Source organism: Longimicrobium sp., assembly GCF_035474595.1.
In the GTDB taxonomy this organism is placed as follows: domain Bacteria; phylum Gemmatimonadota; class Gemmatimonadetes; order Longimicrobiales; family Longimicrobiaceae; genus Longimicrobium.
In genome coordinates this window covers 33,266-47,185 of sequence record NZ_DATIND010000140.1, presented here as the reverse complement: position 1 = coordinate 47,185, position 13,920 = coordinate 33,266, and the positions used below count along the sequence as shown (strand labels likewise).

Annotated in this window: 11 protein-coding genes; 7 read left to right on the top strand and 4 right to left on the bottom strand. The window is 70.0% G+C overall.

The genetic code is table 11. The features are described from left to right. Window positions 1-41: 41 nt before the first annotated feature. From VLK66_RS24185 to VLK66_RS24170, 4 genes are all read right to left on the bottom strand, one after another. Window positions 42-1,064 (bottom strand): tetratricopeptide repeat protein, encoded by a 1,023-nt coding sequence (locus VLK66_RS24185; RefSeq protein WP_325312068.1) that lies wholly within the window; start codon window positions 1,062-1,064, stop codon window positions 42-44. Beyond that, the gene (locus VLK66_RS24180) at window positions 1,051-2,748 is read right to left on the bottom strand and encodes a GAF domain-containing sensor histidine kinase (protein WP_325312067.1); all 1,698 of its coding nucleotides are present in this window, start codon (window positions 2,746-2,748) and stop codon (window positions 1,051-1,053) included. Before VLK66_RS24180 ends, VLK66_RS24185 begins: the two co-directional genes overlap by 14 nt. Before the next feature lie 368 nt (window positions 2,749-3,116). After that, a complete protein-coding gene (locus VLK66_RS24175; protein WP_325312066.1) occupies window positions 3,117-5,720 on the bottom strand; it encodes an ABC transporter permease in 2,604 nt (867 codons plus the stop codon). Continuing rightward, window positions 5,717-6,391, bottom strand: a complete 675-nt coding sequence (locus VLK66_RS24170; protein WP_325312065.1) for an ABC transporter ATP-binding protein — start codon at window positions 6,389-6,391, stop codon at window positions 5,717-5,719. The genes VLK66_RS24175 and VLK66_RS24170 overlap by 4 nt, the downstream gene beginning before the upstream one ends. Here VLK66_RS24170 and VLK66_RS24165 point away from each other — a divergent pair. The 7 genes from VLK66_RS24165 to VLK66_RS24135 all read left to right on the top strand — a co-directional run bounded on the left by VLK66_RS24165 (window position 6,384) and on the right by VLK66_RS24135 (window position 13,919). Beyond that, window positions 6,384-7,154: an arylesterase gene (locus VLK66_RS24165; RefSeq protein ID WP_325312064.1), complete on the top strand. Its 771-nt coding sequence runs from the start codon at window positions 6,384-6,386 to the stop codon at window positions 7,152-7,154. The genes VLK66_RS24170 and VLK66_RS24165 overlap by 8 nt on opposite strands. Window positions 7,155-7,607: 453 nt before the next feature. Further along, entirely contained in the window at window positions 7,608-7,844 is a 237-nt protein-coding gene (locus VLK66_RS24160; protein ID WP_325312063.1) for a hypothetical protein, read from the top strand. Further along, a complete protein-coding gene (locus VLK66_RS24155; RefSeq protein ID WP_325312062.1) occupies window positions 7,831-8,256 on the top strand; it encodes a type II toxin-antitoxin system VapC family toxin in 426 nt (141 codons plus the stop codon). Before VLK66_RS24160 ends, VLK66_RS24155 begins: the two co-directional genes overlap by 14 nt. Window positions 8,257-8,311: 55 nt before the next feature. Further along, a complete protein-coding gene (locus tag VLK66_RS24150) occupies window positions 8,312-8,929 on the top strand; it encodes a hypothetical protein (RefSeq protein WP_325312061.1) in 618 nt (205 codons plus the stop codon). A 180-nt stretch (window positions 8,930-9,109) separates the two neighbouring features. Next, window positions 9,110-10,282 (top strand): ArsA family ATPase, encoded by a 1,173-nt coding sequence (locus tag VLK66_RS24145; protein ID WP_325312060.1) that lies wholly within the window; start codon window positions 9,110-9,112, stop codon window positions 10,280-10,282. A gap of 175 nt (window positions 10,283-10,457) precedes the next feature. Then, a complete protein-coding gene (locus VLK66_RS24140; RefSeq protein ID WP_325312059.1) occupies window positions 10,458-11,996 on the top strand; it encodes a hydroxymethylglutaryl-CoA reductase in 1,539 nt (512 codons plus the stop codon). A gap of 141 nt (window positions 11,997-12,137) precedes the next feature. Beyond that, window positions 12,138-13,919, top strand: a complete 1,782-nt coding sequence (locus VLK66_RS24135; RefSeq protein WP_325312058.1) for a long-chain fatty acid--CoA ligase — start codon at window positions 12,138-12,140, stop codon at window positions 13,917-13,919. The last annotated feature ends 1 nt before the right edge of the window (window position 13,920 follow it).

Below are 13,920 nucleotides of genomic sequence, written 5' to 3'. Positions count from 1 at the left end.
AACGCCTTGGCCCGAAAAGTTTGCCCACCTCCGACCTTCCTTCATACCCGGTCCAGTGCCGCAAGCTCCACTTCCGTGGTCGCCGCGTACGCATCACCTCCCAGATTGCGGTAGATCTCGCTCGCGGCGCGGAATGCGCTCCGGGCGTCTTCCGTGAGCCCCTCCGCCGCCCGGAGCGCCGCCATCTCCCGGTATGCCTCGGCGCGCTCCATCGACGGGTCGGTTGCCAGCTCCAGCGCGCGGAGCACCGCCGTTTCGGCAGTGTCGAAATCGCCCCCGGTCCGCGCGATCATCCCCCGCAGCCGATAGACGTCCGCCATCGCGTCCCGGTCACCCACCGCGTCGGCGGCGATCTCCGCCTTCCGCAGGGACAGGGTGGCCTCGTCGAGCTCGCCGATGTGGATCAGGGCCTCTGCCCTGTTTCCGTAAAGCTTTGCCAGGAGCGGAGATTTGGAGTGCCGCTCGGCGATCTCTATCCCGCGCGAATAGTAGATGTCCGCCTCCAGCCAGTCGCGCAGGTTTACGCAGGCGAGGCCGAGATTGTTGTAGGTCAGAAGCGCGTTGCCGCTGTTTCCGGAGCGGACGAACGAGCCGATGCTCTCCAGGTACAGTGCGCGCGCCTCGCGGAGGTCGCCCAGGTAGTAGGCGATCACTCCGGCGTTCTGGAGCGCCAAACCGGCCAGATCGTCGTCGCCGACGTCGATCGCCCGCTCCAGCGCGGCATCGTAGTAGGCCCGCGCCTGCTCCCAGCGGCGCTGCTTGAAGCGGATGATCCCCAGCACGTTCAGCGCGCGCGCCGCCGACTGGACAACGCCCGCCCGCTCGGCGATCTCGCGACTGAGCTCCACCAGCTCCTCCGCGTCGTCGTACCGTTCCTCCTGGATCAGCACCCGTCCCTGGCCCCGCAGCGCGTCGGCGGCGGACTCCACGTCGTTCGCGAGAATCGCGGCACGAAATGAGTGTGCGTATGCCGCCGCGGCCGCCTCCCACCGGCCGAGGTGCTCTTCCTCCTGTGCCCGCTCCGCGAGCTCGGCGTGAGCCGGCCGTGCCTCAGTGGTGCTCATGCGGGCGCAGCGGGAGGCGAAGGGTGAAGGTGGAGCCGTGGCCGGGAATGCTGTCCACCGTCAGGTCGCCGCCCAGCAGGCGGGCCAGCTTGCGCGAGATGGGAAGCCCCAGCCCCGTGCCGCCGCGCGAGGTGGCGCCCACGATCTGCTCGAACTCGTGGAAGATCCGCTCCTGGTTCTCGGACGCGATCCCCGGGCCCGTGTCGGCCACGTGCACCTCCACCCATCCCGCCAGCGATCCGTCGCCGCTCACGCCGTCGCCGCCGTGCGCGGCGGTGATCGTGACCGCGCCCTGGTCGGTGAACTTCACGGCGTTGGAAAGGAGGTTGATCAGGATCTGCCGCACCCGGTCGGCGTCGGTCTCGATGGGCGGCAGCGGCGGCCAGGGCGCCACCTCCACCGCGATCTGGCGCGCGGCGGCCAGCGGCTCGATGGTGGCCAGCACCTCCTCCACAATCGAGCGCACCCGCGCGGGCACGATCACCAGCTCCATCTTCCCCGCCTCAAGCTTGGACAGGTCCAGGACGTCGTTCACCAGGTGCAGCAGGTTGCGGGTGGACTTCTGCGCGCGCTCCAGGAACGACTTCACCTGCGCCGGCATCTCGCCCACCACGCCCTCCAGCAGCAGGCTCTGGTAGCCCAGGATGGAGTTCAGCGGGGTGCGCAGCTCGTGGCTCATCGAGGCGAAGAAGCGGTCCTTGGCCTCGGTGGTCCACCGCAGCTCCTCGTTGGCGCGCTCCAGCTCGCGGGTGCGCTGCGCCAGCGCGCCGTGCAGCCGCGCGTTGCTGATGGCCACCGCCGCGTGGCCGGCCAGCGTAAGCGCGAGACGGGTGTCGCGCGGGGCCAGGTCGTACGGGCGGCGGTACCCGATCACCAGCGCGCCGAAGGTCTCGCCGAAGAGAGCCAGGGGAACGCCCAGCCCCACCCGCATCCCCTCGGCGGCGTGGTAGGGCTCGGGAACGGCGCCACTCTCGTCCGCCTGCAGCGTCAGCGGCTTGCGCGCGGCGGCCACGCGGGCGGCGAACGGGTCGTCCGCCGTCGCGTCCACCCGCAGACCGACGGCGGCCACGGTGCGGATGCGCCCCTCGGCCAGCGTGTTCACCGTGACGTAGTGCGCGCCCAGCAGCGTGCGGGTGAAGCGCGCCACCAGCGTCAGCACCTCGTCGGGGTCCAGCGTGCGGTTGGCGGCCAAGCCCAGGACGTGGAGCGCCTCGCTCTCCTCGGCGCGCTGGCGGAGCATGTCGCGCTCCTCCTCCACCTGACGGGCGCGGCGGTGGCGGCCGGCGGCCAGCGCGAACGCCTTCCCCAGCGCCTCCCACTTCTCCATCTCCGCGAACGCGCCCGAGCGGGCGACGAGGACCAGCGCGCCGGCGTTCTCGCCGAGCGGCAGGGCGAGCGCGTCGGCGCCGGCATCCCCGGCATCCCCGGCATTCTCGGCGGCGTTGGCGGGAAAGTCGGAAGCGAGCGGGCGGACGGAGGGAGATGCGGCTTCGGCGGCGAACGCGGCCAGCGCGGGGGAAAGATGCGCGTCCTGCGGCCAGGCGGCGGCGGGGCGCGCGTCGGCGTTCAGCCAGACCGCGCGCCGTACGCCGAAGCAATCCGCGAGCGAGCGGCCCAGCGCGTGCAGGGCGTCGCCGGGGTCGCTGCTTTCGTAGATGCGGATGGTGGCGTCGCGCAGGTCCATGGGGCGGGGATGAAGAAAAGCCCGGCGCGGGCGCATCAGCTTGCGCCGCCCGCACCTTCCGCAGAAGCCCGACGTGGATTCGGGTGATGCGGGCAAGGTATCACATTCTTCGGGCCGGAACAATCGTCGGGAAAGCAGGGTGCCGCCGTTCACGTTCCGCGTGGGCGGCGCTTCCGTGCAACCCCCGCCCCGCCCCATTCCCGCGTGTGATACCGGTCGGACGAATCGACGGCGCACTCCTCGAAGGCACTCAACAGCAGACCCCCATCACTTCAGAATGCACGATCCTGATCGGAACGCGGTACGATAGGAGACACTGATCACTGGCGATGCGTTCAAGCGTGACGCTCCCGATCCATCTCCCTCGATCACTCGTCCCGCAGCGCCTCCAGCGGCGTGTGGCGGAAGACCTCGCGGCTGGCCCACCATCCCACCGCGCCGGCGAGCGCGGTAACGCCGAGCGCGAGCCAGAGGAGCGGCGGAAGGGGGATGGAGAAGTCGACCTCGAACAGCCACTTCGCCAGCGCCCACCCCGCCGCCGTGGCCAGCCCGATCCCGGCGATGCTCGCCAGCAGGCCGAGCGACAGGTACTCGGTGAGGAGGATGGCGCCGATCTGCCGGCGCGTGGCGCCCAGCGTGCGCAGCAGCACGCTCTCGCGGATGCGCTGCAGGCGGCTGGTGAGCACCGCGCCGAGGAGGACGATGAACCCCGTCGCCACGCTGAACGCCGCGAGGAAGCGGATGACGGCGGCGACGCGGCCCAGCACCTCGTCCAGCGCGGCCTGCACCTGCGTCAGGTCCAGGATGGCGACGTTGGGAAACTTCGCGACCACGTCGCGCTGCACGCGGGCGCGGGCCGGCGCGTCGGGGGCGCGGGCCAGCATCACCCAGGTGTGCGGCGCATCGCGCAGCACCTCGCCGGGGAAGACGGCGAAGAAGTTGGGCTCCAGCCGCTGCCAGTCCACGTCGCGGATCGACGTCACCCGCGTCGGGATCCGCACGCCCTGCACGTCCCAGGTGATCTGGTCGCCCAGCTTCACCCCCAGGTCCTCGACGATGGCCTTGTCCAGCGACACCTCCGCCATCTTCCCGCGCGCCGCGCCGCCCTGCCCCGGGCGCCAGAACCGCCCCTCCAGCAGCTCTTCCGACGCGTTCAGCGTGTCGCGCCAGGTGGAGCGGTACTCGCGGCGCACCGCCCACGGCTCCGGCCCGCCGCGGCGTTGCTCGCTCCGGCCGCGCTCCGGCGGCCCGTCCTCGTCGCCGCCGCCGCGCGCGGGGCCGATGCCGACCAGCTGCGCCGTCGTCTTTCCGTTGATCGAGTAGATGCGCATGGGGACGATGGCCGCGCGCTGCACCACGCCGGTGTGCTCGGCGCGGAGCTGCGCGGCCACGCCGGCCTGCTGCTCGTCCTGCACGTCGAAGAGGAGGAGATTGGCCCGCGTCTCGGCGGCGTTCAGGCGCAGCGGGCGCAGCAGGTTTCCCTGCGTCAGGTACAGCGTGGCCAGCAGGAAGACGCCGAAACCCAGCGCGAGGACGACGACGCGCGTCTGGTTCCCCGGGCGGTGGAGGTTCGCCAGCCCCTGCCGCGCGGCGTACGGCAGCCCCGCTCCCGGCGCGGCGCGGACCAGACGCGTCACCCCCCACGCGGCCAGCCAGAGGCCGAGCAGGGTGACGCCGATCCCCGCCACGAAGCCCAGACCGGTGCGCCATCCACCGGCCTGCATCATCACCAGCGCGGCCACGCTCGCCGCCAGCAGGAGCGCGGCGCCGGCAGTCCACGCGTCGCGCACGCGCCCGGCCGGCTCCACGCGGCGGCGGATGGCCTCGAGCGGCGAGATGCGGCGCGTGGCCAGCAGCGGCAGCAGCGCGAACGCCACCGCGATCCAGATCCCCACCCCGATCCCCATCCCCACCGACGGGAGATCGACGGTGGTCCCCACCTGCACCGGAAGGAGGTCGGCCAAGAGACGCGGGAGCACCCACTGCACGGCCACGCCCATCGCCGCGCCGAGCGCCGCGCCCGCCAGCCCCATCGCCCCGGCCTGCAGCAGGTAGATGGAGATGACCTGCGGCGCGGTCGCCCCCAGGCAGCGCAGCGCGGCCACGGTTTCCCGCTTCTGCGCCATGTACGCGCCCATCGCGCTGGCCACGCCGATGCCGCCCAGCAGGAGCGCGAAGGTGCCCACGAGACCGAGGAAGTCGCCCAGCCGGCCCAGCGCGCGGTCCAGCTGCCGCTGCTGCTGCTCGGCCGTGCGCACGTTCGCCCGCTCGCCGCGCAGCACCGCGCGGTGCGCCTCGGTCCACCGCGCGGCCAGGCGCGGCGGGGTGCGCACGAACACGTCGTAGTCCACCCGCGCGCCGAAGCGCAGCAGGTTCATCTCCGCCACGGTGGAGGCGGGAACGTAGACCGGCGGGGCGAAGAGCGAGCCGACGCCCACCTGCCCGGGAACCTTCTCCAGCGTCCCGATCACCCGGAAGCGCGCGTCGCCCAGCGAGATGGAGTCGCCCAGCCGCGCGTCCAGCGCCGTCAGCAGCGCGGGATCCACCAGTGCGTTGCGGCCGCCCTGCAGCGCGGCCCATCGTCCCGCCGGCGCCGTCTCGATCTGTCCGTAGAAAGGATATCCGGGCTCCACCGCGCGCACCTGCGAGAGGCGGGTTCCCCCGGTGCGCTCCAGAAGCGCCATCGACGCGAACGACGTCTGCCGCGACACCACCGCGCCGGAGCGGCGCAGCGAGTCGATCGCCATCTCCGTCCTCCGCCCCAGCGTGCGGTTGCTGGAGATGGCCAGATCCGCCCCCAGCAGCGCGCGCGACTGGTCGCGGACCCCCTGCGACAGGTTGGCCGCGAAGCTCTGCGTGGCCACCAGCGCCGCGACACCGAGGGAGATGGCGGAGAGGAAGAGCAGAAGCCGCCGGCGCGCGAACCGGCTTTCGCGCCACGCCAGCGCCGCGATCGGGCGGAAGACGCTCACGAGCCGCTCCGCTCGTCCGACACCACGCGCCCGTCCGAAAGCCGGATCACCCGCCGCGCCCTTGCGGCCAGGTCCAGGTCGTGGGTCACGAGGACGAGCGTGGTCCCCAGCTCGCGGTTCAGCTCCATCAGCAGGTCGATCACCCGCTGCCCCGTGGCCGCGTCGAGGTTCCCGGTGGGCTCGTCGGCGAACAGGATCCGCGGCGCGTGCACGAACGCGCGCGCGATGGCCACGCGCTGCTGCTCGCCGCCGGAGAGCTGCGCCGGGAAGTGGTGCCCGCGCCCGCCCAGCCCCACCCGCTCCAGCAGCTCGTCCGCGCGGCCGCCGGAGCGCTCGCCGCGCAGCTGCAGCGGCACCTCCACGTTCTCGCGCGCGGTGAGCGTGGGGATGAGCTGGAACGACTGGAAGACGAAGCCGATCCGTTCGCGCCGCAGCCGCGCGCGCTCGTCCTCGCTCAGCGCGCCGATGTCGGTGTCGTCCAGGCGGACGATGCCGCCGCTGGGGCGGTCGAGGCCCGCGAGCAGCCCCAGGAGCGTGGTCTTCCCGCTCCCGGACGGCCCGACGATTGCCACCGTCTCCCCCGCGTCTACCCGAAAGGTTACGTTCGTCACCGCGGCCAGCTGCTGGCCGCCGCTGCGGTATGTCTTGGACAGATCTTCTACGATGAGCAATGGGCTCCGCGGGTTCCTGATCGTTGTGCCGGCCTTCTGCACCCTGATACTCGGCTGTGGGCGGGAGGATCGCAAACCGAGCCCGGGAGCTTCGGCGGACACGGTTGCGGTCGGCACGAACGACGGCTCGGCCGAGGACTCCACCGGCGCCGCCGCGCGCGCCGCGGACCGCCGCGTGGTGATGTTCGTGGGCACCAGCCTGACGGCCGCGCTGGGGTTGGACCCCGACCTGGGCTTCCCCGCGCGCGTCCAGGCCAAGATCGACTCCGCCGGCCTCCCGTTCGAGGTGGTGAACGCCGGCGTGAGCGGCGAGATCTCGGCCCAGGCGCGGGACCGGGTGGCGAAGTGGCTGGTGAAGCAGCCCTTCGACGTGATGGTGCTGGAGACGGGCGCCAACGACATGCTGCAGGGGCTGTCGCTGGCCGCGCTCCGCCGCAACATCGAGCAGATCGTGGACACCGTGCGCAAAGCGCGGCCGGACGCGCGCATCGTGCTGGCGGGGATGGTGGCCGCGCCCAACCTGGGCGAGCGCTACGGCCGCGAGTACCGCGCGATCTACACCGGCGTGGCGCGGGAAGACAGCCTTTCCCTCATCCCCTTTTTGCTGGACGGCGTGGCCGGCAACCCGGACCTGAACCTGGGCGACGGCATCCACCCCAACGAGCGCGGCCAGCGCATCGTTGCCGAGAACGTATGGAGGGTGCTGGAGCCTGTCCTCCGCGAGGAAGCGGCGAAGCCGGCGCGTGCTGCGGGGCCACCTTGAGCGCTGGAGGCACTCATGCACTTCATGGGATACGGAGTGTGGGACGGCTCCAGCATCGCAGTCGACGAACCGCTGCCGCTCGAACCCGGCACACGGGTAGTGATCACCGTTCGCGTCAACGATTCCCCTGGAGCCGAGGAGCCACGTGACGAAGCCGGCGGGGTGGATGACGAGCTCGCTCCGGAGCCGAAGCCGGTATCCTGGCTTGCAACAGCGCGAGAGCTGAAGCTCCAGGGCCCCAAGGACCTATCCGTCCGACGTTACGATCATCCGTAGGGATATTCGTGGTAGATCTCGCGCCACCACCGGAACGTGGGGAAGGTGTGCTGGTGCCCGTCCTCCGCGAGGAAATGGCGAAGCCGGCCGCGCCGCCGCCCGTAGGACCTTGGCGAAATTAGGGGTGTTTACTATCTTCAATTCCAGGCAAATCGAAGCCACCGTCCGGGAGCATTTATGACTCGTAAAGTCGAGGCCACGTACGACGGGGAAACGGTTCATCCCGACGAGCCGCTCCAGCTCGCCCCGAACTCGCGATTCGTGATGACCTACGAGCCGATCGAGGAGACGGGAGCGCCCGCCCCGGTTTCCTTCATCGACGTCGCGCTCGCAAATCCGGTTCATGGGCCGGCGGATTGGTCCGAACGCGTGGATCATTATCTCTATGGCGGCGTGATCGATGAGGAGGACTGAGGTTCTCATCGACACGGCGTTCGCGATCGCGTTGCTCAACGTGGACGACGAGCATCATGTCGCCGCCGTTACGCTCGGAACCCAGCTGCGCAATCAGGTCAGGCTCGTGCTGACGAGGCCGGTGTGCCTGGAGATCGGCAACGCGATGTCCGACCCGCGTCGCCGCGCTCAGACTGCGCGTTTCCTCGCAGGCATGGCAGCTGATCCCAATGTCGAGATCCTTCCGTGGAGTGAGTCCGTGTATTCTCAAGCTCTCGCACTCTTCCGCAGCCGGCCCGACAAGGCGTGGAGCCTGACGGACTGCACATCGTTCGTAGTCATGCGCGATCGCGGGATCACGGACGCGCTCACGACGGACAACCACTTTCGCCAGGCAGGCTTTCAACCGCTGCTCCGGCCCGCCGCGAACTGATCGCAACGCACCCCTCCTCGCTGCTCGTAGCCCGCCGCCCGCTCCATCCCCCGCCATGAACCCCATCTCCCGGTTCTTCCACTGGATCGGCAAGGGCCGCGCGGCGGGCAGGCTGCGGCGGCAGGCGCGGCGCGCGGCGGAGCCCGCGGACCGCGTGGCGCTGCTGGAGCGGGCCGTGGCGCTGGACGACAGCGCCTCCACGTGGATGGAGCTGGCGGTGGCGGCCGCGCGGTGCGGACGGCTCGGCCAAGCGGCCGAGAGCTGGCGCCGGGCGATCGCGATGCAGCCCGTCCTTATCCCGCCCGACGCGGAGATGGCGGCGCTCGCGCCCGTCCTCCCGCTCGTCGCGGGCGACCTGCTGGCGGCGGTGAGCGGCGGGCGGCGTGCCTTCGGCGACCGCCGCTGGAAGCTGGAGCGGCGCGGCGCGTTCGACGGCGAGGAGCGGTGGAAGGTCGAGCAGGAGAGGGCGTCGGAGATGAAGGAGCTTCTGCCCGCGCTCCGCTTCGTCGCCCAGGCGATCTCGCACACCGCCGGTGCGCCCGGGCGCGTGCGCTTCGACTGCGACCGGCTGGAGCGCGACAGCGACGCGTACAACGAGATCGTGCAGATGGGCGAGGTCCTGATCCGCTGGGACGAATCGCGGCGCATCACCGGTGTAGACGTGCGCGAGTAGGCATCCGGTTGTCTTTCACGGAGAGCAGAGGGTCACGGAGGAATCACCATCCCCTTCGTCACCTCCGTGGTCTCCGCCGGGGATCATCCTCTGGCTCTTTGACGCAACGTGTCATAGATTGCTGCGTCGCATCATAGGCATGCGCGAGGCGGTCGACACGCGATTCCGGGAGCCATCATCATGGCCAAACGCATACTGCTGTTCACGGGGAAGGGCGGCGTGGGGAAGACCACCTGCGCGGCGGCCACGGCGCTGCGCGCGGCGGAGCAGGGGTACCGCACGCTGGTGCTGTCGTCGGACCCCGCGCACTCGCTGGCCGACGCGCTGGACATGCCGCTGGGGCCCGAGCCCGTGCAGGTGGCCGAGAACCTGTGGGCGCAGGAGGTGGACCTCTACTACAGCATGAAGAAGTACTGGGGGAACATGCGCGAGCTGATGCTCACCGTGTTCCGCTGGCAGGGCGTCGACCGCATCGCGGCCGAGGAGATGGCGGCGCTGCCGGGGATGAACGAGGGCTCCGTTCTGCTCTGGCTGGAGCAGTTCTACCGGAGCGGCGACTACGACCTGATCGTGGTCGACAGCGCGCCGACGGGCGAGACGCTGACGCTGCTCACCCTCCCGCAGGCCACGCAGTGGTGGATGTCGCGCGCCTTTCCCTTCCAGAAGACGGCGATCAAGACCGCCGGCTTCGCGCTGCGCAAGACGACCGGCATCCCGCTGGACAAGGGCTACGACGAGCTGAACCGCCTGTTCGAGAAGCTGAAGAGCATCCAGGACGTGCTGGGCAACAGCGACATCTCGTCGGTGCGGCTGGTGATGAACCCCGAGAAGATGGTGATCGAGGAGGCCAGGCGCGCCTACACCTACCTCCAGCTCTACGGCTACGGCGTGGACGCCGTGATCGTGAACCGCGTGATGCCGGAGGAGGGGACCGGCCCCGTGCTGGCGCGCTACGTGGCGGCGCAGAAGAAGTACCTTGAGGAGATCGACCACTCCTTCTCGCCCCTCCCCATCCTCCACGTCCCCCACAGCGGGCGCGAGGTGTTCGGGGTGGAGCTGCTGCGCGAGATCGGCGAGGAGCTGTACGGGGCGAAAGACCCGGCGGCGCTGATGTACAGCGGGCAGACCTACCGGGTCAGCGAGGAGGGGAAGGACTACGTGCTGGAGCTGCGCCTTCCGTTCGCGCACGAGGGCGAGGTGGAGGCGCGCCACGCGGGCGACCAGCTGGTGATCCAGCTGGCCAACCAGCGCCGCAACTACCTGTTGCCCAAATTCCTTGCGTACTATACACTTGGTGCGGCCAGCGTCCGCAACGGGTGGCTGCGCGTGAGGTTCGCGCAGGCCGCCGCCTAGCGCGCCGGACCGCCGCGGAAGCAAATCCCGGACAACCCGCAGCACCCAGCCGCCGCGGACGGAACCCGGCCGCGGCCGCGCCTTCCCGCGCGGCCGCCCGGGTTTTCGTGTCTTCGCGGCTTTGCTTCGCCGTCCAGGGAACCGTTCCCGAACCCGCCCTCCGGAGACCCATCCGATGTTCGTCCCCAGCCTTCTCTTGAAGCAGCTGTACACCTTCGGAAGCCTGAAGAACTCCGACGACGGGGTGCAGTTCTCCATCAAGAACCGGCTGAGCGACGCCACGGTCACGGGGCTGCGCGGCATCCGCATCAACGGGCAGGAGATCCCGCTGCACGACGTGGAGGTGCGGCTGGAGGACGGCATCGTCCAGTGCCACCAGATCAGCGCCGACCGGCCGCTCGCGTTCCCGCTGAAGCACTCGCTGCACATCGTGGCGAAGCGCCCCGCGCTGCCGCTGGGGAAGCACGAGATCGAGATCGTGTTCGACAGCAAGCCGTTCGGCAAGCTGAAGCTGAACGTGCAGGACGCCATCGCCGAGCAGCTGCCGCTGGCGAAGAAGATCCCGCGCGACGCCACCGACGACTACTCGCCCGAGGCCATCCGCGCGCGCCAGGCGTTCGTGGAGGAGTTCTCGGGCGCGCCGCTGGACCACGTAAGGCGCTTCTCCTTCGATCCGCACCTGCTGAAGGGGAACGTGGAGCACTTCACCGGCGTGGCCCAGGTGCCGATCGGCTTCGCCGGGCCGCTGCAGGTGAACGGCGAGCACGCGCAGGGCGAGTTCGTGATCCCCATGGCCACCACCGAGGGGACGCTGGTGGCCAGCTACAACCGGGGGATCGCGCTGCTGAACGCGTGCGGCGGCGTGAGCGTGTCGGTGGTGGGCGACGCCATGCAGCGCGCGCCGGTGTTCGTGTTCGACAACGCGCGTCAGGGGCGGGAGTTCGTGGAGTGGGTGCAGGCGAACCAGCCCCGCATCGCGCAGGAGGCCGAGGCCACCAGCAGCGTGGCGAAGCTGAAGTACGTCGACCATTACCTCTCCAACAAGTTCGTCTTCCTCCGCTTCAACTACCACACGGGCGACGCGGCGGGGCAGAACATGGTGGGGCGCGCGACGTTCGCGGCGTGCTCGTGGATCCTGGACCAGTACCCCGGCGTCCGCCACTTCTACCTCGAGTCGAACTTCGCCACCGACAAGAAGGCGTCGCAGATCAACATCATGCGCACGCGCGGCAAGCGGGTGACGGCCGAGGCGGTGATCAAGCGCGACGCGCTGATCCAGCGCATGCGGGTGGAGCCCGAGAGCCTGGTGTACCACCACGGCGTGGCGAACATCGGCTCCATCCTGTCCGGCGCCAACAACAACGGCGCGCACTCGGCCAACGCCATCACCGCCATCTTCATCGCCACCGGGCAGGACGTGGCGAACGTGGCCGAGAGCAGCGCGGGGGTGATGTACGCCGAGCTCACGCCCGAGCGCGACCTGTACATCTCCATCACCATTCCGTCGTTGATCGTGGCCACCCACGGCGGCGGCACCGGGCTGCCGACCCAGCGCGAGTGCCTGGCGGCCATGGGGTGCGTGGGCCGCGGCACGGTGAACAAGTTCGCCGAGATCGTGGCCGGCGTGGTGCTGGCCGGCGAGCTCTCGCTGGGCTCCGCGATCTCGTCGTCCGACTGGGTCTCGAGCCACGAGCAGTACGGGCGGAACAGATAACGGCAGTGCCAAGTGCCAAGTGCCAAGTGCCAAGTGCCAAGTGCCAAGTGCCAAGTGCCAAGTGCCAAGTGGGCGCGGTACTCTCCGCCACTAGGCACTAGGCACTAGGCACTCAGACTTTTCCTCGCACCGAAAGCCCGCATGTACACCCCCACCACCCTCCTGGCCCTGGTCGAGCAGGGGCTGCCGAAGAACGTGACACCCGCCACCGTCGCCACCAAGCGCGACGGCAAGTGGATCGAGACCTCGCGCGCGGAGTTCGAGCGGCAGGTGGAGCTCTTCGCGTACGGGCTGCACGACCTGGGCGTGCGCCGCGGCGACCGCGTGGCGCTGCACGCCGAGAACAGCGCCGAGTGGCTGATCGCCGACCTGGCCGTCCTTTCCCTCGGCGCCGTCGACGTTCCCATCTACACCACCCAGCCGGCGGACCAGATCCAGTACATCCTGGAGAACTCCGAGGCGGTGGCGTACATCGTCTCGTCCGCGAAGCTGCACCAGCCCGTGGCCTCCATCCTCCCGAACGTGGCCACGCTGAAGGCCACCGTCGGCATCCGCGGCTCGTTCGCGCCGGGGATGCTGTCGTGGCAGGAGGTGCTGGCGCGCGGCGAGGCGGCGAAGGCGAAGGAGCCCGGCTTCTTCCGCGAGTCGCGCGCGCAGGCGAAGCCGGACGACCTGGCGACCCTCATCTACACCTCGGGGACCACGGGCACGCCCAAGGGGGTGATGCTGACGCACTGGAACCTGGCGTCCAACGTCCTTTCCTCGCTGGAGCGGATGCCGTGGGACATCGAGGGCGAGCGCGGCGGGAAGATCCTGTCCTACCTCCCCCTCTCGCACGTCTTCGAGCGGATGCTGGGCTACCTGTATCTCCACGTCGGCTATCCCATCTGGTTCGTGGAGAACTTCGAGGAGATGCTGGCCGACCTGGCGTTCGTGACGCCGGTGCACTTCTCCAGCGTCCCCCGCTTGCTGGAGAAGGTGTACGCGGCCATCCACGCCAGGGTCGACACGCTCTCCGGCGCGCAGAAGAAGATCCTGGCCTGGGGGCTGGGGCTGGCCGACCGCTTCGACGTGGAGAAGGAGATCGGCCTGGGCGACCGCGTGCAGTACGCCATCGCCGACGCGCTCGTCTTCAAGAAGCTGCGCGCGCTCTTCGGCGGGAACCTGAAGGCCATCACCAGCGGCGGCGCGGCGCTGTCGAAGGAGGTGATGAACTTCATCAACGCCATCGGCATCTTCTGCGGCCAGGGATACGGGCTGAGCGAGACCTCGCCCGTGATCACCGTCTACGAGAAGGACAGGCTGCGCGCCGGCTCGGTCGGCTCGCCCATCTCCGGGGTGGAGATCCGCATCGCCGGCGACGGGGAGATCTGGGTGCGCGGGCCCAACGTGATGGAGGGCTACTTCAGGGCGCCCGAGGCCACGGCCGAGGTGATGGAGGACGGCTGGTTCAAGACGGGCGACATCGGGGTGATCGACGGGGAAGGCTTCCTGACCATCACCGACCGCAAGAAGGAGATGATGAAGCTCAGCACGGGGAAGTACATCGCCCCGCAGCCCATCGAGCAGCGGCTGGCGCACAGCCGGTTCATCGACCAGGTGGTGGTGATCGGCAACAGCCGCCAGTTCTGCTCGGCCCTGCTGGTGGTGAGCGTGGACACGGTCGTGAAGCACTTCGCGGAGACCGGCCAGCCGCTGGCCAAGGACGCCGACGTGCTGGGCCTCCCCCAGGTGCGCGAGCTGATCCAGCGCGAGGTGGACGCGGTGAACGCGCACCTGCCGCACTGGGAGCAGGTGAAGAAGTTCGCGCTGGTGAAGCACCCGTGGAGCATCGAGACCGGCGAGCTGACGCCCACCATGAAGATCAAGCGGCGGGTGATCAACGAGCGTCACGCCGACGACATCCAGACGCTGTACGCCTGAG